This is a genomic window from Pedobacter gandavensis (genome assembly GCF_014172405.1).
GTDB lineage: Bacteria > Bacteroidota > Bacteroidia > Sphingobacteriales > Sphingobacteriaceae > Pedobacter > Pedobacter gandavensis.
Map to the genome: position 1 here is coordinate 132,537 of NZ_WNXC01000005.1, position 22,770 is coordinate 155,306.

The following is a 22,770-nucleotide window of genomic DNA, read 5'->3' on the forward strand; positions in this document are numbered from 1 at the left end:
AAACTAATACTCCAAATCACCAATGACCATACACAAAGAAGGTTACACTACCATTGCCATATCATTGCTGTTCATTTTTGTATTGAACGCTTTTATCGACTATAAATTTGCAGACATTACCTGGTTAACCTGGTTAGTATATATATTCTCATTTGCATTATTTATTATTGTATTGCAATTTTTCAGGAACCCAAGTAGACAATTTGTTACTGCCGACAACAAAGTGATTTGTCCGGCGGATGGTAAAGTTGTCGTAATTGAAGAGACTGAAGAAGGTGAATATTTCAAAGATAAAAGACTTCAGGTCTCTATCTTTATGTCGCCAGTAAACGTACACATCAACAGAAATCCAATTTCTGGTGTAGTGAAGTTTTTTAAATACCATCCAGGGAAATACCTTGCCGCATGGAACCCTAAGTCTTCTACCGAAAACGAACGTACTACAGTTGTTGTAGAGCATGCTAATGGAACACCCGTATTATTCAGACAGATTGCCGGCGCCCTTGCCAGACGTATCGTATGGTATGTTAAAGAAGGAGACCAGGTTAAACAATCTCAGGAATTTGGCTTTATCAAATTTGGTTCTAGAGTAGATATCTTCTTACCACTAGGTACTAAGGTTAATCTTGAACTCGACCAGGTTGTAAAAGGTGGAATTACCGTTTTAGCGGAATTGAGCTAGAAGTTTATCAGCTATTTATTTAGACGGCGTTCTGTTACAGGACGCCGTTTTTGTTTTTAATAGAATTTAAGGGGAGGTCAGCGGATAGCAGATTTTTCTGAGTAGTTCTACATTGTTAAACTGGGGAGGAGAAGCTTATAGCTCGTTTGTAACGGCTATAATAGATTCAGGCCTGTAAAGGTGGCTCAATTCATTTGACGCTACTGTAGCCCTTAGAAATCGATTCTAGCTTTATTTCTACATAACCAAGAGATTTCTTGATCAGCAGATGCCGAATTTATATTCAGCGTTAAACCTCATGGCTTTTTTGAATAATTTTTAGGCGTCAAAACGCGGCTGGCCGATCTGAATGATCCGCTCATTTTCTCCGGCCAGGGAATGGCCATTGATTACCCTTCAGAGGGTATTTTACTTTCCGTAATCGTATCCTTCCTGGAACAGGAACTTCTTGTACAGACAAAAACTACTTGTAGCATCTTATAATTGCCAAAAAAAGCCATTAAAGACGTACATTGTAAATGTCTGCCTACAGAAACCACCTCCTTCAAGAGGAGAACAAAAAAACCTCCCCGATCGGGATCGGGAAGGCTATTATGCTTTTTGACTAGAGAGATTAAACTCTTCTAGATTTGATACGAGCTGCTTTACCAGTTAATTCACGTAGATAGAATAATTTCGCTCTGCGAACCTTACCGTGGCTGTTAACCTCTATTTTAGCGATATTAGGCGAGTTGATCGGGAATATACGTTCCACACCAACACCATTAGACATTTTACGAACAGTAAACGTTTCATTAGCACCTACACTATTACGTTGTAATACTACACCTTGGTAAATTTGAATACGTTCTTTATTACCTTCGCGAATTTTATAGTGAACACTCACTGTATCTCCTGATTTGAATGCAGGAAACTCATTTTTTGCGATTACCTGCTCTTCAACAAATTTTACTAAATCCATGATTTTAAGCTATTAAGCCGACTTTTTGTTGTTTAAAATCGGACTGCAATATTAGGAATTATTTTTTATAAATGAAAGTGATTTCTGTTTTTTTCCACATTCTTTAACATTTCCACATTTCATTCTTTGGCATTTCTACAATTAAACATACTGCAAAGCCCTTTTTAGCCTAAAATTTTTTTTTTAGCGTTTTGACTACCAGCAATGTTGGTCATTTAAATTCAGGCATTTTCCTCCTGCCCAGCTTCTTCATAAATAAGGCACTGTAGACTTTTCATTTCTAAAGGGTAATTCGCAAGTTGACCATGCTCCAGCCCAAAAATACCTTCCAACAAAACGACTGTAGCATAAGGAATATCAGCCTTCCCATTTAAGGGTAGCTTTCTATAATTGTGAAAGGTATTAAAGGCTATATTCAAGTATTTAGGAATTAACCTGCTCGCAGCTTTATAATTCTTAAGATTCAACTTGTTCATCTCTTCTTCAATTTTGTACTTCTTTGGTTCTTCCATATTTTTTTGGTTTTGCGGTTAACAAGTGGAATTGGATATTTCTTGATAATAAATACAGTTTATTTCGAATTAAACAATTTTCACATTGCAATTATATAAATAAGCAACGACTCTACATAATTTATTTCTACATAGCGTACTTATTGTCACCAAAAGAATTTAAAACAGCTGCATCATCTCGTTTAGGGAGGTCAGGGATTAGTCCTTTCAGATTGACTTTTCCCGTTCGGGTTGAGAAAATCAACAAGGTCCCCCATATCAATTGGCTGTGCCCTTAAACTACCTGGGTCCATACCAAAAAGCTGCTCCATCATCACAACTTTTTCATAAGGAACATCCTGAATTTCATTTCCCAAAATATTTCGGTAATTATGGAAAGTATTTAACGAAATTCCCAAAATTTTAGGTAGTGTTTGTATGGCTCTTCTATAGTCTTTTACGTTAAGCTGATAGAGGTAATCGTTGATTTTATACTTTCTAGGGGCTTCGGTCATATCTTTTTTAAAAAAATAATATTTAAAGTGTATTATTGTCAGAATTATGGTTGTAAACATATAATTTACTAGAACTAAAATACTTATTATTTTTAGTAATAACACACAATATCCCTAATTTTTTATGGAACTAAAAAGTATCATTGACGAAATTTTAAAGAAGAAGAAGCGCCCGTTTAGCTGGTTAGCAGATCAGATGGGGATGACCTTTGATGGCTTTAAATTGAGTCTGAACAATCGCTCCATCAAATACAGAGATATTGTATTAATGACTAACATACTGGAGGTTTCACCTATGGTCTTTTTTAGCAGGCCTACCGCCGCCGCTGAATTACCGGGAAAAAGTGCAAACGACCGTGTTACCTTAGAACAGGGCGAGCTAAAGCAGGCATTAAAGAGCTGCAAAGAACTAAATGCAGCCTTAAAAGATCAAATAAAAGACAAAGACAAGATTATTGCCCTGATCAGTAAAGAAGGGTCCTGAGCGAGTTAAATAGCTAGTCGGCCAGTAAGTCTGGTCTACGTTGTTGCGTGCGCAGTACCGCTTGTTCATGGCGCCATTCATTGATTTTTTGCTCATGACCACTCAATAAGATATCCGGAACTTTATGTCCATTCCAATCCGCTGGGCGAGTATATACCGGAGCATCTAATAGTTCCCCTTGAAAACTATCTGATAAGGCTGAGGTTTCATCATTTAATACCCCAGGAATCAACCTGACAATGGCATCCACGAGAACGGCCGCAGGCAGCTCTCCACCAGACAATACATAATCGCCGATGGATATCTCTCTGGTTACATATAAATCTCTTATACGTTGGTCTATCCCCTTATAATGGCCACATAAAATCATGATGTTCTCTTTCCCTGACAATTCATTAGCGATTGTCTGGTTAAAAGTAACGCCATCCGGGCTCATAAAGATAATCTCATCATAGGTTCTTTCCGCTTTTAAGGCTTCAATACAGCGTGCAAAGGGCGGAAGAGACATCACCATCCCGCTGCCACCGCCATAAGGATAATCGTCTACGCTCTTTTGCTTATTGGTAGAATAATCCCTTAAGTTATGAACTACAATTTCGGCAATTCCCTTGGTCTGGGCACGTTGTAAAATAGAGTGTGCAAAAGGGCTGTCCAATAAAGCGGGTAATACAGATATGATGTCAAAACGCATGCGGCAAAGATAATTTAATTTTCCAGGTAAATGTCTAACAAACCGTCAGGAAGGTGTACGCGAAGGATACTTTCTTCTTCATCAATTTCTACGATCATGTCATCATTAAGTGGAAACATGACTTCTTTTTCCTGATAAAGTACGGTAGCGACAAACTGTTGCGGATATTCATTCACTTCAATAATTTCTCCGAGTTCACCATGATTTACATCGGTAACCAGGTACCCTTTCAGGTCATCATAATGAAATTCATCATTAGAGCGGTCTGGCATTTTGGTTAATGGCAGATAGATTTTTTTCCTTAATAAAGGTTGTGCTTTATCAATATGATCTATGTCATCAAAATAAATATTTGCCGTATTATTGGTTTGTAGTTTATAGGTAGACACGAAGTAAGGCACTAATTTTCCATTAAAATCGGCAAAAATAACATCCAGTTCCAGCAACTCAGGTTCATCATATTCAAAAAATACCTGTACCTCTCCTTTTAATCCTTTTGTTTTGGTGATGTAACCAATGTAAAATGCTTCTTCAATTTTCATAATCGTATCCTTAGTGTTTCCACTTTATCCTTAAAATCTTGCCCTTTCAGGCTGCCGTAAAAAATGGCTTAAATGAAAATAGCGAAGAATACATTCCAGAGGAAGATTCTTCGCTATTGTTCAGAATAACAAAAATATTATGCTTGTTCTTCTTTGTTTTCTTCAGTTGCAGGAGCTTCTTCAGTTGCAGGAGTTTCCTCAGCTACGTCTTCAGATGCTACTTCTTCTTCAACAACTTCTTCTGCTACTGGAGCATTTTTGATTGCTAAAGCAGCTGCACGGTCTGCATTTTTCTTAGCTTCAGCAGCTAAAGCAGTTTTCTTAACTTCTTCTTTAGATTTAGTCAAGTTTTCTTTTTTGCCTTCAATTTGACCGTCTTTTCCTGTTAACCATGCAGCAAATTTAGCTTCTGCTTGTTCTTCAGTTAAAGCGCCTTTTTTAACACCACCTTGTAAATGTTTTTTGTATAAAACACCTTTGTATGAAAGGATAGCACGACAAGTATCCGTAGGCTCAGCACCTTTGTTAACCCAGTCTAAAGTTTTATCGAAATTGATTTCGATGGTTGCAGGATTGGTGTTTGGGTTGTATGAACCTAAACGCTCAATGAATTTACCATCTCTTGGTGAACGAGAATCCGCTACCACTACGTGGAAAAAAGGCTTACCTTTTTTACCGAATCTTTGTAATCTGATTTTAGTCGACATTTCTTATTTTGTTTATGTATTCAACATAGTTCCCGGAGCAACGCGCTTGCGGGACTGCAAAAGTAAGTAAAATCCTATTGATTAGCAAGATGCATTATTTTTAATTATATTTAAGTACTGATGTCCCAGAACCAAGCTTCAGCAATTGTTGCTCAATAGGATAGCGCTAAAAGAATCACCGTACTGCTTTGGAAAGTAACTAAATGTGCTTTGATCTTCTAGGGCTTTGCTAGGGCCCTTCTAGGGCCATGCTCCGCATTTAAAGGGGCAAAGACCGAACCTGATCCCATGATAAGCACTCACGAGCCTTTAATAGACGACCTTCTATTTCCTCTAGTAGTTAGGCAATACCCGAATCTTTCCGTAAAGCACCTTGCAGGACATCAATTGATCATGGCGCTAAGCAGCTAAATTTTCATTCATAAAAAAACAGCCCTCTAAAAGAAAGGGCTGTTTTTTTATGATATCATGAGTTTCACTCGATTACAAGGAAAGAATTTCTACCAGTTTTAACCAGGCAGGTGTGATCTCTTTTGCATCGATATGTTTAATAGCATGGTCAAAAGGTGTAAAAATGATTTCTCTGTTTACTTGTCCAACCATGACGCCAGACTGCCCTGCGATTAGCCCTTCAACAGCTGCTACGCCGAGGCTACTGGCCAATACACGGTCCATGCAGCTCGGTTTACCACCGCGCTGAATGTGTCCTAAAACAGAAACCCTGATGTCATACTGTGGAAATTTCTCTTTCAAGACTTCGCCCACATTAAATGCACCTCCAACTTCATCACCTTCGGCAACGATAATAATTTTTGAAGATTTATCCTTTCTTCCGGAGGCCAATCTGGTCACCAATCCTTCTACGCCCATATTGGCTTCAGGAATCATGATTGCTTCTGCACCTACACCAATTCCGCTTCTTAAAGCAATCAGCCCAGAGTCACGTCCCATTACCTCTACGATAAACAGACGGTCATGAGATTCTGCAGTATCGCGAATCTTATCTACGGCATTGATTACCGTATTGATTGCAGTATCATACCCGATAGTGAAATCCGTTCCCTCCAGGTCATTGTCTATAGTACCAGGCAAGCCTACTACCGGAAAGTTATATTCTGTTGTTAATAAATGGGCGCCGGTAAAAGTACCATCACCACCAATTACAATCAGGGCATCAATATCGTGTTCTTTTAATTGCTTGTAAGCTGCATCTCTACCTTCTTTGGTACGGAAGGCATCGCTTCTGGCGGTTTTCAAAATTGTGCCGCCGCGTTGAATAATATTGGCTACGGATTTACGGTCCATATCGAAGAAATCACCATGAATCAGACCTTCATAGCCCCGTAATATACCGGTAACTTTCAAATCATAATAGATTGCCGCTCTTACCACTGCCCTAATGGCAGCATTCATTCCCGGGGCATCGCCACCGGAAGTTAATACTCCTATATTTCTAATTTTATTCATTTGGTTTTTCAGCGTTTTTAAATTTATCTAAACCACTTTGTAAATATGCAGCGTACTCCTTTGCGTCAAAAATTGCGCCCTGTGGTTTTACCAAAGGGTTCAGGTCATGGCCTGCCAAAACATAATAAGGCTGTGAATTTGAGCCATATTTAGTGGCTTGAAAATCACCGTTCCATCTTCCCAGGTCATCGGTTGTGGTTCTTAATATTTCCGAATAGTGGATTTTATCTTTAGGCATTTTGATATTTCTCTCATCCACATAAAGCTGGATCAGCACATACTCATCTTTAATCAACCTACCAACTTCTTTATCAATCCAGACTTTATCTTCCATCTTACGACAGTTCACACAGGCATGACCTGTAAAATCGATTAAAACTGGTTTGTTTACGCTTTTCGCATAGGCTAAACCTTCATCCAGGTCAAAAAAGGCATTGAATCCTACTGGTGGTTTAAGGGTTTCATTGTATTTTACCGTTGCAGGGAAACCATTGGAAGCTGTTGATGATGCAGCTGAACCATTGCCACTCAAGATAAAGTCCTGGGTGTTCATTGGTGGTGCAATACCGCTCAGGATATTTACCGGAGCGCCCCATAGGCCTGGAACCAGGTATACTGCAAATGATAAAGAGAAGATGGCGAAAAATAATCGCGGTACAGAAACGTAAGGAACGTCACTATCGTGCGAGAATTTGATCTTACCTAACAAATAGATTCCCATCAGGATAAAGATGATGATCCATAAAGCGAGGAACAACTCACGGTCGAACCATTCCCAATGCCAAACCAGGTCGGCAGCAGAGAGGAATTTTAGTGCCAATGCCAGTTCCAGGAATCCCAAACACACTTTTACACTGTTCAACCAACCACCAGATTTAGGCATAGAGCTTAAAAATCCAGGGAAGATTGCCGATAGCGTGAAAGGCAATGCCAGTGCCAATGCGAAACCAAACATCCCGATTGCAGGGGCAAGAATATCACCTTTAGAACTCGCCTGAACCAGAATCGTCCCAATAATTGGTCCTGTACAAGAGAAGGAAACCAGCGCCAGAGAGGCCGCCATAAAAAATATCCCTCCTAATCCTTTGCTATTGTCTGCTTTTTGGTCGATTTTATTGACAAACGAACTTGGCAATGTGATCTCGAAAGCGCCAAAGAAAGAGATGGCGAAGACCACTAACAGGATAAAGAAAAAGAAGTTGAAATAACCGCTAGAGCTCAATTCATTGAGTTTTGCAGAGCCAAAAAGCAAGGTAATCAATAATCCTAAAGCGACATAAATGACAATAATGGAAACTCCATAGATCAATGCTTGTCCTATTCCACCCTGCTTACTTCCCGCTCTTTTAATAAAGTAGCTGACAGTAAGGGGTACCATTGGAAAGATACAAGGCATCAGAAAAGCGATAAATCCACCTAATAAACCTGCAATAAACGTCTCCCAAAGTGTTTTATCTACTTCTGCCGGAATTGCCGTACTGGTTGGAGTTTCTACTGCTGTAGATTTCAATACTGCAGTTTCTTTCTTTACCGTGTCTTTAACGATGTTATTTGCGATGCTATCTTGAGCGGAACCGACTTCAGTAAAAACTAATTCTTCTTCGGCAGCGGCACTATCAGGTTTTTGTATGGAAGCAAAGCCATTAGAGGTTAAGGCTACGGTAAACAGCAGCATTAAACTCAGCATTAAAAATAATCTCTTCATTCTTGTGTGTTTTTTTACTTAAAGGCTCACCATAAATAGGGAAAATCTATCTAAACGGCAATTCTCTTTATGATAAGGGCGTGAAATTAGTTATAATTTTTTATTTAAGGGTTTCAATATGGATGGATGGGCTATAATTTTACGTTGCCCCGATAACTTGCTGAATGAATGGGCATAAAAAAAGCGATGGGGAAAATCCCATCGCGCTCATTATCCTGCTTTCTTCCTGCTTATTTCACAGAAATGCTGAAGCTAACCTCTTCCGGAGGCAAACACTTGCTATCGTTACAAACCATAAATTCCACTTTCCCTTTTACAGTTGCGGTTGGTTTATTCAATTTTATTTTTTGTTGGAATACCACACTATTGCCAAAATAGCTCACATTCATCTTAAAATTTTCATCAAAATAAGTGGTTGCTTTAGGTTCAGTAGTCTTTCCTACTAAAGTATAATCTTTAGAAGCTGCAAAACTGAAACTTGTTGGCTGAGGCCCACCTGATTTCAGGGTTTGCGAATAAATGTGCCATCCACTTTCCATTGTTGCCTTGATATACACTACCGCTTCGGTTTTACTTATTTTTTTTGCGGCATACGACCAGGTTACCGGTTTTTCTATTTGCGCAGAAGCACCGATTACTGCAAATAGTACGAACGCAATCATCAGACTGATTTTTTTCATATTGTGTGGTTTAAAAATTCTATTTCTTTAAAATTATACTCTTTTTTTTCTCCATTGATCAAGAGGACAAGCATCCCAGCTTCGGTCACTGATACAATCTTGCCTTCAATAATCTCGCCATTTTGGCGGTAGCTAGCAAGCGTATCGAATTTATACAGTCCGCTGACATAATCATTCAACAGTTCCTTGTAATTTCCTGACTTTAAACGAAGGTACTGTTTTTCAATATTGCTACAAATTTCTGCTAAAACACGAATTAAATTAACATCCTCTTGTAAAATTACCTTCATTGAAGTTGCGCGATCAGCAAGCTCCGGAGCAAAAATACACTGGTTCACATTGAGGCCAATACCGATAATACTGGCTTTGAAAGTGCTTCCAGCCAGCATATTTTCGATCAGCACACCGCCCATTTTACGGTCGTTATGGTAGATATCATTGGGCCATTTGATCTTCACTCCTTCTTTGATGAAAATTTGCAAAGCATTCCGAATACCAATGCTTACAGCCATATTAAGCAGGAATTGTTGAGGTATTGCTAAAAAAGCGGGTTTGAGATAAAGGCTAAAAGTGAGGTTTAATCCGGGCTCGGTACGCCATACATTGCTTTGCTGTCCTCTACCAGCAAATTGATGGTCTGCCATAATAACAGTTCCTTCCGTTAATGGCTCGGAATTTGACACCAAGTCTTTTATAAAGTTATTGGTAGAATCAACCTCTAATAATTTGATAAGATTTTGACCAACAAATAATGTTGAAAAAGTGTTATTTTGCAAGTGTTGATTGTATATTTGTTTATCAAAACTAAAAAATTTTAATGGTAAAAAAGAAAAATGTAAACCTTTCTACATTACTCTCAGAGATAGCCGTGAACGGCATGCAGGAAAAAAAAGGGAAAGATATTGTGCGTTTAGACCTACGTGAACTTAAGAGTTCTGTTTCTGACTATTTCATCATCTGCCATGCAGATTCAGCTACCCACGTGAAGGCAATTGCGGATAGTGTAGAAGATGAAATTTACAAAAACACAAAGACAGATCCTTGGCAGAAAGAAGGACAAGCTAGCGGAGACTGGATTGTTTTGGATTATTTCGATGTGGTAGTTCACATATTTAAGACTGACAAGCGCGAGTTTTATGGCATAGAAGATCTATGGGGTGATGCCCAATCGACTAGCTATCAAAGCGCTTAATCATTTACACAAAAACATTTTTGACTCAAGATGAAAGAGAACCCGAATACAAACCCTAAGTTAATTAAGAAGTTACCGAATATTCCTAAAAAGCCTCAAAAAGGCTCTAAATTCAATATTATTTGGGTTTATGGGGCAATTATTTTAGGTCTGTTTTTACTGCAGTTTTTATTTAGTGCAGATACGATCAAGGACGTTACTTACCGTACTTTCGAAACTCAAATGCTCTTACCTGGCGACGTTGATAGATTAGTTGCCTATAAACATGAAGACCTGGTAAAGGTTGAAGTGTATATAAAGAAAGACAAACTTGGCGAGGAGAAGTATAAAAAGTACATCAGTAAAAATAATTTCGGCACACAGAATGGCCCATTGGTGTATTTCACCGCTGGATCTATGGATGCCCTGGACACTCAGTTAAAAGAAGCTCAGAAAAATATTCCTCCGGATCAACAGATTTTGGCGGAGAAAGAGACGAGACAAAGCACTTTTAACTCTTGGTTCTTTACTGTAATTATTCCGGTATTGTTATTTATCGGGTTCTGGATTTTCATTATGCGTCGCATGGGCGGTGGCGCAGGTGGTGGTGGTGGACAGATTTTCAACATTGGGAAATCTAAAGCAACGCTATTTGATAAAGAAAGCCAGGTTAACGTAACATTTAACGATGTTGCAGGTCTGGAAGAAGCTAAACAAGAGGTGATGGAGATCGTTGATTTCCTGAAAAACCCTCAAAAATACACGAATTTAGGAGGTAAAATCCCTAAAGGTGCACTATTGGTAGGTTCTCCTGGTACTGGTAAAACTTTATTGGCCAAAGCAGTAGCTGGTGAAGCTCAGGTTCCTTTCTTCTCGCTATCGGGTTCCGACTTCGTAGAGATGTTTGTAGGAGTTGGTGCTTCAAGGGTACGTGATTTGTTCAAGCAGGCGAAAGATAAAGCACCATGTATCATCTTTATTGATGAGGTGGATGCAATCGGTCGTGCAAGAGGAAAAAACAGTATGATGGGCGGAAATGATGAGCGTGAAAATACGTTAAATCAACTTCTGGTAGAGATGGATGGTTTCGGTACAGATTCAGGAATTATCATCCTTGCTGCAACTAACCGTCCGGATGTATTGGATTCTGCCTTACTTAGACCAGGTCGTTTTGACCGTCAGATCTCTATTGACAAACCAGATTTAGTAGGTCGTGAGCAGATTTTCAAGGTTCACCTGAAGCCGATTAAAACGGATGAAGTGGTAGATGCTAAAAAGCTTTCTGCACAGACTCCTGGATTTGCCGGGGCGGAAATTGCGAATGTTTGTAATGAGGCTGCATTAATCGCTGCCCGTCGCAATAAGAAATTTGTAGATATGCAAGATTTCCAAGATGCAATTGACCGTGTAATTGGTGGATTAGAGAAGAAAAATAAGATCATCTCTCCTGAAGAGAAAAGAATAGTTGCTTACCATGAGGCTGGTCATGCGATTGCAGGATGGTTCCTGGAACATGCCGATCCATTGGTAAAAGTATCTATTGTTCCCCGTGGTGTTGCAGCCCTTGGCTATGCGCAATACCTGCCAAAAGAGCAGTTCCTGTATACTACAGAGCAGTTAACCGATGGTATGTGTATGACAATGGGAGGTCGTGTTGCGGAAGACCTTACTTTTGGTAAGATTTCTACCGGTGCACAGAATGACTTAGAACGCATTACTAAATTAGCTTATGCGATGATTACCATTTATGGTATGAACAGCGTAATCGGTAATGTTTCCTTCCATGATCCACAGAATGAATATAACTTCAACAAACCTTACTCAGAGAAAACATCAGAATTAATTGATGTGGAAGTGCGTAAATTGGTAGAAGAGGTTTATAACAGAACTAAACAACTTTTAACAGACAAAAGAGAAGGTCTAGAGAAACTGGCTCAGAAACTTTTAGAAAAAGAGATTTTATTCCAGGCAGATCTGGAAGAGATTTTAGGTAAACGTCCTTTTGACAACCGTACTACTTATGATGAATTTGTAAATGGTACAGGTGATCAAAAGCCGGCTGCTGAGGGTCTATTGCACCATGGTGTTGGTGAGGCAACCGATGTATCGGCTCCTACCAGCCCTTCTCAAACAGAATCTTAAACACATTTATGAGGAACCGCCAGTACGATTTTGTGCTGGCGGTTTCTCCTTTTTTTTATGCAAGAAAACCGATCTTCTAAAGAACTCATACTAAAAAAGATAAGGAAGGCGCTTCTAGAAAAGCGGGACAATCCTTATCCGAATCTGGAAGATACCCCATTGTATCCTAAGAGCGATGAATTTTTGGAAATTATGTTCGCTGAAGAGCTGACTGCGGTTTCCGGGAACTTTATTTATTGCGAAAATGGCATGGATTTCATTGAAAATATGCTGCAATTGGCAGAGAAATTCAACTGGAGAAAGATCTATTGCTGGGAACCTGAATTACAAAACCTTTTATCAGAATATGAATTCCCCTTTTATCAGACCGACAAGGATTTTGAACTGGCGGAAGTAGGCATAACCCTTTGCGAAGCTTTAATTGCACGTAATGGTTCAGTGATGGTTTCTAATGAAAATGCAGCTGGCAGAAGGCTGAGTATTTTCCCCCATCACCATATTGTTATTGCCAGAACCGGTCAACTGGTACTGGATTTAAAAGATGCATTTAAGCTCATTAAAAACAAATATGCTGATCAACTTCCTTCGATGATCAGCACGATTACCGGTCCGAGCAGAACTGCTGATATTGAAAAAACTCTGGTACTTGGTGCACATGGACCTAAAGAATTATTTGTAATTTTAATTGACGATTTTAGCTAATCGTTTCAGATTTCAATTAATTAATCCTAATTTTATACTGTACACCAAATCAGTATCCGGTTCAAAATGGGCGAAAAAACAAACATACATTCAGTTATTATAGGTACTGGTAGTTATATTCCAGAAAATATCATCTCAGGTGACGCCTTTTTGAATTCTACATTTTACGACAATGGCGTGCTTCTGGAGAAGGATATTCATGAAATCATTCATAAGTTTAGCGAGATCACAGAGATCAAAGAAAGACGTTATATAGACGATCATTTGGTGAATAGTGATATGGGAACAGTTGCTGCGCAACGTGCAATCGACCATGCTGGGATTGACAAAGAGAGTCTGGATCACATTATCTTCTGCCACAATTTTGGCGATGTAAAGCTAGGCAGTAACCGAATGGACATTTTACCTGCTCTTGCAGCAAAGGTGAAACAAGCGCTCGAAATCAATAATCCTAACTGTGTGGCATATGACCTTATCTTTGGTTGTCCGGGCTGGGTACAGGGCGCTATTCAGGCAAATTATCTGATTCAAAGTGGCGATGCTAAAAGGGTATTGGTCATTGGTGCGGAAACTTTGTCCAGAATTACTGATCCACATGACAGGGATTCCATGATTTTTTCTGATGGTGCTGCTGCAGTCGTTTTTGAAAGCCAGTCTACCACAGAGGATCTGGGTATTATTGCGCATAAAACACAGACTTATGCCGTTAATTTTGGTTCATTGCTTCAAATGGGTAAAAGTAACAATCCAGAGGAAGACAATGGCAATGCTTATTTAAAGATGAATGGTCGTAAGCTATATGAGTTTGCGGTAACCAATGTTCCACAGGTTGTGAAAAAGGCAATTGATAAGGCAGGGATTGACATTACTGCAATTAAAATTGTGTTTATTCATCAGGCAAATGGAAAAATGGACAGCGCCATCATGAAGCGACTCTTTAAATTGTACGATATTGATACTGTTCCGGAAAACCTGGTTCCAATGTCTATTTGCTGGCTTGGAAATAGCTCAGTCGCTACAGTTCCCACCCTACTGGATTTAGTCTGGAAAGGCAATGTGGAAGGTTATCAAATCAATAAAGGCGATTATGCGGTATTTGCTTCCGTTGGAGCAGGCATGCACATCAATGCCTTTGTTTATCGTTTTTAAGTTTCATTTATCTTTCTTTGAAATAAAAATATCCCCTAAAAATATTACAAAAAAGCATCGTTATTTTTAATTAAGTTTGGTTAACCACAAATCAACCTAACATGAAAAAAATAATGATGCTATTTAGTGCGACATTACTGTTGAGCTCCTGCTCCAGGTATTATGTGAGCACCCTGGAGAGTTCTACTGCCAGAAAATCTGAAGAAACAGGCGTTTTTACCTTTGAAAATGACACGCTTGCGGTAACCTACAATTTTAACGGAAAAAATGCCCCGGTCAGTATTGAAATGTATAACAAGCTCAACGAGCCTCTATATATTGACTGGCAAAAATCAGCTTTAATAAAAGGAGACAAAGCGGTCAGTTTCTTGGGAAGGGAAGTATCCATAAAAGCCGATATCTCTGGCTATTCAATGAATTTCAGCAATGAAAAGGCATTTAATGACCTGAGATTTCATGATTCGGCGCTCAAAGGCTCAGCAGAGCTGCCAGAAGTGATCAGTTTCATTCCACCGAAATCAAGAATTTCAAGGACTCTTTTAAAGCTTGCAGAGGCACATAATTACAAGTCCTTACCAGACTCGGTTTATAAGAAATCTTTCATTTCACTGAATGACAGACCTGGTATTTGGGCCAAAGCCGCGACATTCAGTCCACAGAACAGTCCTTTATCCTTTAAAAGCTACCTGACTATTTTTACGGAGCAGGAGGATAAAAGAAAAAATTTCTCTTTGGTTCAGGATTTCTACCTATCAACGCTGGTAAAGTCTTTTGTAAACCCAAAATCAATGACTTCCGTGGAACAGAAGCCAGGTAATATTTTCTATAACTCAGAAAGTACAGGCTACGGAAAAACGATGACAGGTGTCGCTATTGGTGCGATTGTAATGGTTGGTGCTGCAGCTGAATCTAGCTTGCCAGTATCAAAATAAATTAAACTATTATTTTATTCGGTTCAATCCAGCTTTTGCCTGCGTTTCAATACTGCTTTCGTATTCATGATTTTTCATTTGGATGGCAGTATTGAAACTTTCTTTTGCTTTAGCAATGTTCTTTTGTCTTTCATAAACCTTCCCCATTTGTAATGCAGCATTGGCGGCAAAATAGTACTTCAATTGTTTTCCATTGCTGATGGCCAATTGATAGTTGCTTAAAGCAGCATCATCTTTACCCAGGTCATCATTTAAGCGGCCAAGACGGTAATAATATTCCGTACGATCTCTCCCCACGGTAAAATCTTCTGCTTTCTGCCCTGATAAAATGGCAAGACCTTTCGCATCATACCCTCCATCAAAGAGTAAGCGTGCTTTTAATAAGGTCACATCGGGGACTGGGGCGTTCGCTTCATTAAGCGCCTGCTTGTCTTTTTCCTGATACAAATACCCATTGTTCTTTACTTTGCTCACAAAAGCCGAATAAGCTCCTGTGTCGCCTTTTAATAGAGAAACCCAAGCCAAGTGCAGGTTAGCATCTTTAATGTAGTTAACGCCTTTATTTTGCTGTAGAAACTTATTAAAATAGCTGGCAGAGGAAACATCGAGCTTATTGAGCATGGCGGTGCCTAACAAGAGGTCTAAATATGGGAAAGCGGTATAGTAATTCCCGGAAGGTCGGTTTTGTAAAATCTGAATAGCTTCGGCATTGTGTCCGGTTTTTGCACACACGGAGGCTTGCAGGTAAGCTTTCAACAAACTACTATCGGCCATCCTTGAGGTATATTTCATAGTTTTCTGGTAAGCGCTCGGGCTATGCGCAATATCGTTAAGGACGAATACGTAGTAAAAAACAACCTCTTCATAAAAAGGCTCATAGGTGGATTTAGGTAGGTTTTCGGCCAGATTATCGAGCATATTCATACCCGCCTGAAGATTCCCCTTGACGCCAAATGTGGCCAGCGTACTTTTCAACATCCCATCAGGCAGGTTTCCAAGGAAAGCATTAATTACCCCTAATCCTTTTGAATTGAGGTGGAAACCGGGGAACTTTTTGGTGTTTTCCTGCAGCAAGCCATTTGCTTTTTTAATCTCCCTGGCCGCTGTAAAATATTCGCCGTAACGTCCTCTGATCAAGGCCCATTGGAGATTGATTTCTGCCTGTGCATATAAGTAATACGGAGAGCTTTTATCGTCACCTTCGATCTGATCCAGTCTCTTTGATTTGTTATCTTTCAGTTGATCAAAATCGCTTTTGCTTTCTGTAGTCAGTAGATGAAAGTAATCGATATAATTTTCCAGTAGTGGAATTATAGCGTTATTGGGATTTACTTTTTTCTCATTTGCGATCAGTGCTTTTGCAGTATTCAATTTCAATTCAAATATATTCTGATACGCCCTCAAACAGTTGGCATTGAAATCAAAGTTGGCAAAAAGAGCGTTTGGAGCTGTTAAAAGCAGTATAAAAAGGAATAATCTAGCAATGATATATTTTACTCTCGACATTATGGAATCCATTGTATGGTAAAGAATTGAAAAAGATTAACAGCAATACAGCAACAATGTTTCAAAGATAAAAAACAGGATCAACGAAAAAAGGCCGGATTTTAATTCCGGCCTTTTTATTATTCGATAATCTGTGGTTATACTGGAGCTACTTCTTGTGTTAGGGCTTCATCCACAAGGATTCTTCCACAGTGCTCGCACACGATAATTTTCTTACGTTGACGAATGTCAAGCTGACGTTGAGGCGGGATCTGGTTGAAACAACCTGAACATGAATCGCGATCAATAGTCACCACTGCCAATCCGTTATTTGCATTGCTTCTTAACCTGTTATAAGCGGTTAAAAGTCTTTCCTCGATTTGAGTTTCTGCTTTTTCAGATTTTTTAGCAAGTGATTGCTCTTCTTTTTCCGTTTCAGCAGTAATGGTTTGCAATTCGCCTTTTTTAATTTCAAGATCTTTTTTTCTTGACTCTAAATCAGCTAATGCTTTTTCATAAACCTCATTTTTCGTTGTGATGTCAAATCCGTACTCTCTGATCTTCTTCTCACAAACCTGAATTTCAAGCGTTTGTATTTCTACCTCTTTAGTTAAGGCATCATACTCACGGTTGTTTTTAACATCTTTTAACTGGGTCTCATATTTCTTGATCAAGTTTTGAGCTTCTTTGATCATGTTTTTACGCGTTACAATGGCATCTTCAGTATCATCCAATTCGCCTTTGAATTTTTGTATACGTGTTTCCAGGCCAGCAACTTCATCTTCTAAATCAGCTACTTCCATTGGTAATTCACCACGGATTTGACGTATTTTATCGATCTTAGTATGCAGGGTTTGTAATTCGTATAAAGCTTTTAGCTTTTGCTCTACAGTTTGTTCCATTAAATGAAATAATTTATGGGGTTTGTGTTATGCTCCGTTAAACGGATTGCAAAGTTAGGAAATTTTTCTTGAATAATATCTATCAACAAATCAGATGTAAATTGTTCACTCTCAAAGTGTCCGATATCTGCGATGACTAATTTTTCATCGGCATCAAAAAACTCATGGTATTTAAAATCAGCGGTTACAAAAGCATCGGCACCCGCAGCAATTGCTTCTTTTAGCAGAAAACTACCGGAACCACCACATACTGCGACCTTTCTGATTCTTTTTGGCAATAATTTTGTGTGTCTGATCACTACAGCATCCATCTTATCTTTAACCAGATTGAGGAATGCCCGGCCTTCTATAGCTTCTTCCAGCCAGCCGATCATACCTGCTCCTACTGTATCTAGTTTGTTTTCGAGGGGGTATATGTCGTAAGCAACCTCTTCATAAGGATGGTTTTCCAATAGGGCAAGTAATATTTTACGTTCATTTTGTGCGATAAATACGGTTTCAATCCTGATTTCTGGCTCATGGTGGCGGATACCCGGTTCTCCAACAAAAGGGTCGGTATGTTCATTTCCTTTGAAGGTTCCGGTACCAGTGACATTAAAACTGCATTCACTATAATCGCTAATGTTTCCTGCTCCGGCAGCAAATAGTGCATCTTTTAGTTCTTCTGCCTGTTCAATTGGGCAAAAAGTAACCAATTTTTTCAGTAATGAGCCTTTAGGGCTGAGAATCTTGGCATTTTTTAATCCGAGTCTTTTCGCGATTACGCCATTGACGCCATATTTTACATGATCCAGATTGGTATGGATGGCATATAAGGCAATGTTATTTTGAATGGCTTTCAGTACTACCCTTTCCACATAAGTTTTTCCGGTGATCTTTTTCAGTCCTTTAAAAACAATGGGATGATGGGTAATAATCAGGTTGCAATTTTGGGCAATCGCCTCTTCTACAATCGCTTCCGTACAATCTAAGGCAACTAGTGCCCCATGTACCTCCATTTCAGGCTGACCAACCAGCAGTCCAGAGTTGTCGTAATCTTCCTGATAATTGAGCGGTGAAAATGCTTCCAGGTGTGCTATTAAAACGGATAATCTCATAAGCTGTAAATTTACGATTTGAACCTCAGAAAATAAACTTAATCATTTTTAGGCTTCCAAGCATTTGAAAAACAAAAAAGCCGGTTCAAAATTTGAACCGGCTCTCCTATTTATTGAGGTCTTATTGGATATTTCCCATTTTCACCATTTGCAAGCTTTCAAAAACCATGCGTTGGTTGTATTCCATGGCTAAAGTTTTATGATTTACCAAGTCGATGATTGTGCCTATGAAGCATAATCCCAAGGTAAAGAAGTAAAGCACACCCATTCCGATTTGGTTCACCAAGAACCTTGGCAATCCAGGAACAAAGAAACCTAAGATGCAGTACAATACCATATCATCTGGATTCCTTCTTTTACTCCCGTAAATCATTAAAAAACCTCTTAATTGTTGTTCACTAAATCCTGTAGTTGCAGTCTGCAAGTAAGAATATTCCTGGGGTGTGATACCCGGCAGCGTCATAAATGGTGAATCAAACATATCTCTCCTCCTTGTACTTTAATTTTCTATTGTTATCTATTTTCCTGTTAATCAATTCAATAATCCGGTGAACAATGATCATCACCGCGGGAATTCCAAACCAGTGATGTGCCAGACTTTCCCTGATATTTCCGTGGAAAAGTTGCGTTATTGCTCTTCCAATTCCACATCCCGGACACCATTCTATCCCCATATTTGCCAGTGGACAAAGCGTAAAATGATGAATATGCCCATGCTTTATTGGTTCTGCTATAGCAAGCAGCACCAAAGCTGTAATCCAAAAGATCAGTTCTACAGGTATACGGCGTAGCATTTTCATCAATGAGCTTTAATCAATCCCCGAAATCAGTTCTCCCAATATCGTTTTTATTTTAGATTGATTATTAGAGACTTTGTTACATTTAAGCTCATCATAAATCTTACCTTTGCATAGTGAACATCCGTGACCTGATTAATACCTATAAAACAGACGAACGCATTGTCGCATTGGCAAAAGCCCTCAACGCGGGCAAAGGTAATAAACTTCAACTAAAAGGTTTAGTGGGGTCTGCCGATGCAACAATAGCCACTGCTATTTATTTTCTTCTGCACAAACCTATGTTATTTGTGCTTCCTGATCGGGAAGAGGCCTCCTATTTCATGGCCGATCTGGAGAGTATCCTCGATAAAGAGGTCTTACTTTTTCCTTCTTCCTTCCGTAAACCATTTGAATTCACCCAGGTAGATACTGCAAATGTATTGGCCAGGGCAGAAGTACTCAATGAACTGAATCACCATTCAGAATACGGTAAGATTGTGGTGACTTACCCCGAAGCTTTGGCTGAAAAGGTAATCAATAGAAGTGTGCTGGAAAAAAATACACTGGAAATTGCCGTTCAAACTAAACTAGGCATTGATTTTATCAATGAATTCCTATTCGATTATGATTTTGAACGGACTGAGTTCGTTTATGAGCCCGGGCAGTTTTCTATACGTGGAGGGATTGTAGATATTTTCTCTTTCTCACATGATTTGCCTTACCGGATTGAGTTTTTTGGTGATGTCGTAGAAAGCATCCGGACTTTTGAAATTGAAAGTCAGCTTTCCGTGGAAGATGTAAAAAGCTTTACCATCATTCCTAACGTACAATCTAAATACCTGACAGAAAGCAATATTAACCTGTTAGATTATATAGAAAAAGATACGTTGCTTTGGTTTAAAGACGTAGAATTTAGTCTGGACATCATTAAAGCTGGCTATAAGAAAGCGAAAGAACTCTGGCTGGCTTTACCTGCAAAGGAGAAAGCGGAAAATCAGGATTGGATTGATCCAAAGTTTGCTTTTACAGATGAGAAAATGATGGCTGATATGGTTCATGATTTTGCTTTACTGGAATTTGGCAAGCAGTTTTTCTATAAAACGGAACATGTCTTTTCTTTTGATACCAAACCTCAACCTTCCTTCAATAAAGACTTCAACCTGCTCATTCACAACCTAAAAGAGAATGAGAAACAGGGGATTCACAATTATATTTTCAGTTCCTCTCCGAAACAAACCGAGCGTTTGTATGCGATTTTAGAAGATATTGATAAAACAGCAAAATTTACACCGGTTAATATTCCATTAAGGGAAGGTTTTTTAGATCCACATCAAAATGTGGCTTTTTATACCGACCATCAGATTTTTGACCGTTTCTACAAATACAAGCTTAAAAGGGGATACCAACGGAGTCAGGCAATTACGCTGAAGGAATTAAGAGACCTCAAACCTGGAGATTTTGTGACCCATATTGACCATGGTATCGGAAAATATGCCGGTTTGGAAAAAGTTGAGGTAAGCGGTAAGACTCAGGAAATGATCCGTCTGGTTTATGCAGACAATGATTTGCTCTATGTAAACATCAATTCCTTAAACCGAATTGCAAAATACAGCGGCAAGGATGGAACTCCACCGAAAATGAATAAACTGGGCACAGAGGCCTGGGATAAGCTTAAAAAGAATACTAAAAAAAAAGTTAAAGACATTGCCCGGGACCTGATCAAGCTTTATGCTATAAGGAAAACCCAGGTAGGTACAGCTTTTGCTCCTGATGGCTATCTGGAAACAGAATTGGAGGCTTCCTTCATTTATGAAGATACGCCAGATCAGGAAAAGGCCACCATGGACGTTAAAAAAGACATGGAAGCACCACATCCAATGGATCGACTAATTTGTGGTGATGTAGGTTTTGGTAAGACCGAAATCGCGATCAGGGCTGCTTTTAAAGCCGTTGCCAATGGAAAACAGGCGGCTGTATTGGTACCAACTACCATTCTTGCACTTCAACATTTTAAAACTTTTTCTGCCCGTTTGAAGGATTTCCCTTGTACGGTGGATTATATCAACCGTTTCAAGACCAATAAACAGATTAAGGAAACCCTGGTTAAATTAGCTGAAGGGAAGGTCGATATCGTTATTGGAACCCACAGGTTATTGAGTAAAGATGTTAAATTCAAGGATTTAGGCATCATGATCATTGATGAAGAGCAGAAATTTGGGGTAACCTCCAAAGAAAAGCTCAGGGTGCTGAGGGCAAATGTGGATACACTGACCTTGACGGCAACACCTATTCCACGGACTTTACATTTCTCGCTGATGGGGGCAAGAGATCTTTCGATCATGAGTACGCCACCACCAAACCGTCAGGCTGTAAACACAGAACTTCATGTATTCAACGATAAATTGATCCAGGAAGCCATTCAGTTCGAACTGGATAGAGGCGGACAGGTATTTTTCATCCACAATAGGGTCAATGATTTACCACAATTGGGAGGTATGATCCAAAGACTGGTGCCTAAAGCAAGGATTGGAATTGCACATGGTCAGTTGGATGGTGATGCACTTGAAGATGTGATGCTTGATTTCATCAACGGAGAAAAGGATGTATTGGTTGCCACCACAATCATAGAGGCTGGTTTGGACATTCCAAATGCCAATACCATCATCATTAATCATGCTCACATGTTCGGTTTGAGCGATTTACACCAGATGCGAGGCAGAGTAGGGCGTTCCAATAAAAAAGCATTTTGTTACTTACTGAGTCCACCATTGTCTACATTGACATCTGAAGCAAGAAAAAGACTGAGTGCCATAGAAGAGTTTTCAGACCTGGGTAGTGGTTTCAACATCGCCATGCGGGATTTAGACATTAGAGGCAGTGGAAATCTACTAGGAGCGGAGCAAAGTGGTTTTATCGCTGAAATTGGCTTCGAAATGTACCATAAAATCTTAGATGAGGCCATTCAAGAGTTAAAAGGTGATGAATTCAAGGATTTATTTAAGAATGAACCCGCTCGTCCTTTTGTGACTTATACCCAAGTGGATACTGATCTGGAGATGTTCATTCCAGATGATTATGTAACAAATATTACAGAAAGATATAACCTCTATACGGAGCTTTCTAAATTGGAAAATGAAACACAGCTGAAAGCTTTTGAAACTGCACTGAAAGACCGTTTTGGCCCTGTTCCTAAACCGGTAAAAACAATGCTTAATGTATTGCGCTTACAATGGGTGGCTAAGAAATTGGCTTTTGAAAAGCTGAGCTTTAAAAAAGGAGTATTGCGCGGATATTTCATCGCCGATAAGCAGAGTAATTTCTTCGATTCTACAATGTTTAACCAGATCCTGCATTTTGCACAGATGCACCCAAGAATCTGTAATTTAAAAGAAGTGAAAAATTCTTTACGGATTGCTTTTGAAGGCCTGAAATCAGTGGATGAAGCCGTAGAAATGCTCAATATGGTTGCTAATTAACCCGATATAC

The 22,770-nt window shown here is 39.2% G+C and carries 23 protein-coding genes; 8 read left to right on the top strand and 15 right to left on the bottom strand.

Annotated features, from left to right (window positions below; genetic code table 11):
• Nucleotides 1-22 precede the first annotated feature (22 nt).
• Nucleotides 23-682, top strand: coding sequence for a phosphatidylserine decarboxylase family protein (locus GM920_RS14620; protein ID WP_182958716.1), 660 nt, complete (start codon nucleotides 23-25; stop codon nucleotides 680-682).
• A gap of 613 nt (nucleotides 683-1,295) precedes the next feature.
• On the opposite strand, the gene rplS is transcribed toward GM920_RS14620, so the two are convergent.
• From rplS to GM920_RS14635, 3 genes are all read right to left on the bottom strand, one after another.
• Nucleotides 1,296-1,643, bottom strand: coding sequence for a 50S ribosomal protein L19 (rplS, locus tag GM920_RS14625; protein WP_182958719.1), 348 nt, complete (start codon nucleotides 1,641-1,643; stop codon nucleotides 1,296-1,298).
• 221 nt (nucleotides 1,644-1,864) lie between these two features.
• On the bottom strand, nucleotides 1,865-2,155 hold the full coding sequence (locus GM920_RS14630; protein ID WP_182958720.1) for a hypothetical protein: 291 nt from the start codon (nucleotides 2,153-2,155) through the stop codon (nucleotides 1,865-1,867).
• 191 nt (nucleotides 2,156-2,346) lie between these two features.
• A complete protein-coding gene (locus tag GM920_RS14635) occupies nucleotides 2,347-2,649 on the bottom strand; it encodes a hypothetical protein (protein ID WP_182958723.1) in 303 nt (100 codons plus the stop codon).
• A gap of 124 nt (nucleotides 2,650-2,773) precedes the next feature.
• Here GM920_RS14635 and GM920_RS14640 point away from each other — a divergent pair, with 124 nt between their 5' ends.
• On the top strand, nucleotides 2,774-3,133 hold the full coding sequence (locus tag GM920_RS14640) for a hypothetical protein (protein WP_182958725.1): 360 nt from the start codon (nucleotides 2,774-2,776) through the stop codon (nucleotides 3,131-3,133).
• A 13-nt stretch (nucleotides 3,134-3,146) separates the two neighbouring features.
• Here GM920_RS14640 and trmD read toward each other — a convergent pair whose 3' ends face one another.
• The 7 genes from trmD to GM920_RS14675 all read right to left on the bottom strand — a co-directional run bounded on the left by trmD (nucleotide 3,147) and on the right by GM920_RS14675 (nucleotide 9,701).
• Nucleotides 3,147-3,824 carry a tRNA (guanosine(37)-N1)-methyltransferase TrmD gene (gene trmD / locus GM920_RS14645; RefSeq protein ID WP_182958727.1) on the bottom strand — a complete coding sequence of 226 codons (678 nt, stop codon included), beginning with the start codon at nucleotides 3,822-3,824 and terminating at the stop codon, nucleotides 3,147-3,149.
• 14 nt (nucleotides 3,825-3,838) lie between these two features.
• The gene (gene rimM / locus GM920_RS14650) at nucleotides 3,839-4,366 is read right to left on the bottom strand and encodes a ribosome maturation factor RimM (protein ID WP_182958730.1); all 528 of its coding nucleotides are present in this window, start codon (nucleotides 4,364-4,366) and stop codon (nucleotides 3,839-3,841) included.
• Nucleotides 4,367-4,503: 137 nt separating this feature from the next.
• On the bottom strand, nucleotides 4,504-5,073 hold the full coding sequence (locus GM920_RS14655) for a 30S ribosomal protein S16 (RefSeq protein ID WP_182958732.1): 570 nt from the start codon (nucleotides 5,071-5,073) through the stop codon (nucleotides 4,504-4,506).
• A 483-nt stretch (nucleotides 5,074-5,556) separates the two neighbouring features.
• Nucleotides 5,557-6,540, bottom strand: coding sequence for a 6-phosphofructokinase (gene pfkA, locus GM920_RS14660; protein ID WP_182958734.1), 984 nt, complete (start codon nucleotides 6,538-6,540; stop codon nucleotides 5,557-5,559).
• Nucleotides 6,533-8,245: a protein-disulfide reductase DsbD family protein gene (locus tag GM920_RS14665; RefSeq protein ID WP_182958736.1), complete on the bottom strand. Its 1,713-nt coding sequence runs from the start codon at nucleotides 8,243-8,245 to the stop codon at nucleotides 6,533-6,535. Before GM920_RS14665 ends, pfkA begins: the two co-directional genes overlap by 8 nt.
• Before the next feature lie 230 nt (nucleotides 8,246-8,475).
• Nucleotides 8,476-8,925, bottom strand: coding sequence for a protein-disulfide reductase DsbD N-terminal domain-containing protein (locus tag GM920_RS14670; protein WP_182958738.1), 450 nt, complete (start codon nucleotides 8,923-8,925; stop codon nucleotides 8,476-8,478).
• A complete protein-coding gene (locus tag GM920_RS14675; RefSeq protein WP_182958740.1) occupies nucleotides 8,922-9,701 on the bottom strand; it encodes a biotin--[acetyl-CoA-carboxylase] ligase in 780 nt (259 codons plus the stop codon). Before GM920_RS14675 ends, GM920_RS14670 begins: the two co-directional genes overlap by 4 nt.
• Nucleotides 9,702-9,742: 41 nt before the next feature.
• On the opposite strand from GM920_RS14675, the gene rsfS reads away from it, so the two are divergent.
• The 5 genes from rsfS to GM920_RS14700 all read left to right on the top strand — a co-directional run bounded on the left by rsfS (nucleotide 9,743) and on the right by GM920_RS14700 (nucleotide 15,021).
• Nucleotides 9,743-10,117 carry a ribosome silencing factor gene (gene rsfS / locus GM920_RS14680; RefSeq protein ID WP_182958742.1) on the top strand — a complete coding sequence of 125 codons (375 nt, stop codon included), beginning with the start codon at nucleotides 9,743-9,745 and terminating at the stop codon, nucleotides 10,115-10,117.
• 30 nt (nucleotides 10,118-10,147) lie between these two features.
• On the top strand, nucleotides 10,148-12,238 hold the full coding sequence (gene ftsH, locus GM920_RS14685) for an ATP-dependent zinc metalloprotease FtsH (RefSeq protein WP_182958744.1): 2,091 nt from the start codon (nucleotides 10,148-10,150) through the stop codon (nucleotides 12,236-12,238).
• 57 nt (nucleotides 12,239-12,295) lie between these two features.
• Nucleotides 12,296-12,940, top strand: coding sequence for a LutC/YkgG family protein (locus tag GM920_RS14690; protein WP_182958747.1), 645 nt, complete (start codon nucleotides 12,296-12,298; stop codon nucleotides 12,938-12,940).
• A gap of 66 nt (nucleotides 12,941-13,006) precedes the next feature.
• On the top strand, nucleotides 13,007-14,089 hold the full coding sequence (locus GM920_RS14695; protein ID WP_182958749.1) for a 3-oxoacyl-ACP synthase III family protein: 1,083 nt from the start codon (nucleotides 13,007-13,009) through the stop codon (nucleotides 14,087-14,089).
• A gap of 101 nt (nucleotides 14,090-14,190) precedes the next feature.
• Complete coding sequence (locus GM920_RS14700; protein ID WP_182958752.1) at nucleotides 14,191-15,021, top strand: hypothetical protein; 831 nt, start codon at nucleotides 14,191-14,193, stop codon at nucleotides 15,019-15,021.
• 9 nt (nucleotides 15,022-15,030) lie between these two features.
• Here the strand turns inward: GM920_RS14700 and GM920_RS14705 are convergent, their stop codons facing one another.
• The 5 genes from GM920_RS14705 to GM920_RS14725 all read right to left on the bottom strand — a co-directional run bounded on the left by GM920_RS14705 (nucleotide 15,031) and on the right by GM920_RS14725 (nucleotide 19,305).
• Nucleotides 15,031-16,527, bottom strand: a complete 1,497-nt coding sequence (locus GM920_RS14705) for a tetratricopeptide repeat protein (RefSeq protein WP_182958754.1) — start codon at nucleotides 16,525-16,527, stop codon at nucleotides 15,031-15,033.
• A 137-nt stretch (nucleotides 16,528-16,664) separates the two neighbouring features.
• Entirely contained in the window at nucleotides 16,665-17,408 is a 744-nt protein-coding gene (locus GM920_RS14710) for a zinc ribbon domain-containing protein (RefSeq protein WP_182958757.1), read from the bottom strand.
• Nucleotides 17,408-18,505, bottom strand: coding sequence for a Nif3-like dinuclear metal center hexameric protein (locus GM920_RS14715; protein WP_182958770.1), 1,098 nt, complete (start codon nucleotides 18,503-18,505; stop codon nucleotides 17,408-17,410). Before GM920_RS14715 ends, GM920_RS14710 begins: the two co-directional genes overlap by 1 nt.
• Nucleotides 18,506-18,626: 121 nt before the next feature.
• Nucleotides 18,627-18,986 carry a TM2 domain-containing protein gene (locus GM920_RS14720; RefSeq protein WP_082461367.1) on the bottom strand — a complete coding sequence of 120 codons (360 nt, stop codon included), beginning with the start codon at nucleotides 18,984-18,986 and terminating at the stop codon, nucleotides 18,627-18,629.
• A complete protein-coding gene (locus GM920_RS14725) occupies nucleotides 18,979-19,305 on the bottom strand; it encodes a DUF2752 domain-containing protein (protein ID WP_182958772.1) in 327 nt (108 codons plus the stop codon). Before GM920_RS14725 ends, GM920_RS14720 begins: the two co-directional genes overlap by 8 nt.
• A 113-nt stretch (nucleotides 19,306-19,418) precedes the next feature.
• Between GM920_RS14725 and mfd the strand changes: the two genes are divergently transcribed.
• Complete coding sequence (gene mfd, locus GM920_RS14730; RefSeq protein ID WP_182958774.1) at nucleotides 19,419-22,760, top strand: transcription-repair coupling factor; 3,342 nt, start codon at nucleotides 19,419-19,421, stop codon at nucleotides 22,758-22,760.
• The last annotated feature ends 10 nt before the right edge of the window (nucleotides 22,761-22,770 follow it).

What these genes read in the sequence shown, in the direction of transcription:
- GM920_RS14620 (WP_182958716.1), top strand. Translation starts at nt 23, where the DNA reads ATGACCATACACAAAGAAGGTTACACTACCATTGCCATATCATTGCTG.
- rplS (WP_182958719.1), bottom strand. Translation starts at nt 1,643, where the DNA reads ATGGATTTAGTAAAATTTGTTGAAGAGCAGGTAATCGCAAAAAATGAG.
- GM920_RS14630 (WP_182958720.1), bottom strand. Translation starts at nt 2,155, where the DNA reads ATGGAAGAACCAAAGAAGTACAAAATTGAAGAAGAGATGAACAAGTTG.
- GM920_RS14635 (WP_182958723.1), bottom strand. Translation starts at nt 2,649, where the DNA reads ATGACCGAAGCCCCTAGAAAGTATAAAATCAACGATTACCTCTATCAG.
- GM920_RS14640 (WP_182958725.1), top strand. Translation starts at nt 2,774, where the DNA reads ATGGAACTAAAAAGTATCATTGACGAAATTTTAAAGAAGAAGAAGCGC.
- trmD (WP_182958727.1), bottom strand. Translation starts at nt 3,824, where the DNA reads ATGCGTTTTGACATCATATCTGTATTACCCGCTTTATTGGACAGCCCT.
- rimM (WP_182958730.1), bottom strand. Translation starts at nt 4,366, where the DNA reads ATGAAAATTGAAGAAGCATTTTACATTGGTTACATCACCAAAACAAAA.
- GM920_RS14655 (WP_182958732.1), bottom strand. Translation starts at nt 5,073, where the DNA reads ATGTCGACTAAAATCAGATTACAAAGATTCGGTAAAAAAGGTAAGCCT.
- pfkA (WP_182958734.1), bottom strand. Translation starts at nt 6,540, where the DNA reads ATGAATAAAATTAGAAATATAGGAGTATTAACTTCCGGTGGCGATGCC.
- GM920_RS14665 (WP_182958736.1), bottom strand. Translation starts at nt 8,245, where the DNA reads ATGAAGAGATTATTTTTAATGCTGAGTTTAATGCTGCTGTTTACCGTA.
- GM920_RS14670 (WP_182958738.1), bottom strand. Translation starts at nt 8,925, where the DNA reads ATGAAAAAAATCAGTCTGATGATTGCGTTCGTACTATTTGCAGTAATC.
- rsfS (WP_182958742.1), top strand. Translation starts at nt 9,743, where the DNA reads ATGGTAAAAAAGAAAAATGTAAACCTTTCTACATTACTCTCAGAGATA.
- ftsH (WP_182958744.1), top strand. Translation starts at nt 10,148, where the DNA reads ATGAAAGAGAACCCGAATACAAACCCTAAGTTAATTAAGAAGTTACCG.
- GM920_RS14690 (WP_182958747.1), top strand. Translation starts at nt 12,296, where the DNA reads ATGCAAGAAAACCGATCTTCTAAAGAACTCATACTAAAAAAGATAAGG.
- GM920_RS14695 (WP_182958749.1), top strand. Translation starts at nt 13,007, where the DNA reads ATGGGCGAAAAAACAAACATACATTCAGTTATTATAGGTACTGGTAGT.
- GM920_RS14700 (WP_182958752.1), top strand. Translation starts at nt 14,191, where the DNA reads ATGAAAAAAATAATGATGCTATTTAGTGCGACATTACTGTTGAGCTCC.
- GM920_RS14705 (WP_182958754.1), bottom strand. Translation starts at nt 16,527, where the DNA reads ATGTCGAGAGTAAAATATATCATTGCTAGATTATTCCTTTTTATACTG.
- GM920_RS14710 (WP_182958757.1), bottom strand. Translation starts at nt 17,408, where the DNA reads ATGGAACAAACTGTAGAGCAAAAGCTAAAAGCTTTATACGAATTACAA.
- GM920_RS14715 (WP_182958770.1), bottom strand. Translation starts at nt 18,505, where the DNA reads ATGAGATTATCCGTTTTAATAGCACACCTGGAAGCATTTTCACCGCTC.
- GM920_RS14720 (WP_082461367.1), bottom strand. Translation starts at nt 18,986, where the DNA reads ATGTTTGATTCACCATTTATGACGCTGCCGGGTATCACACCCCAGGAA.
- GM920_RS14725 (WP_182958772.1), bottom strand. Translation starts at nt 19,305, where the DNA reads ATGAAAATGCTACGCCGTATACCTGTAGAACTGATCTTTTGGATTACA.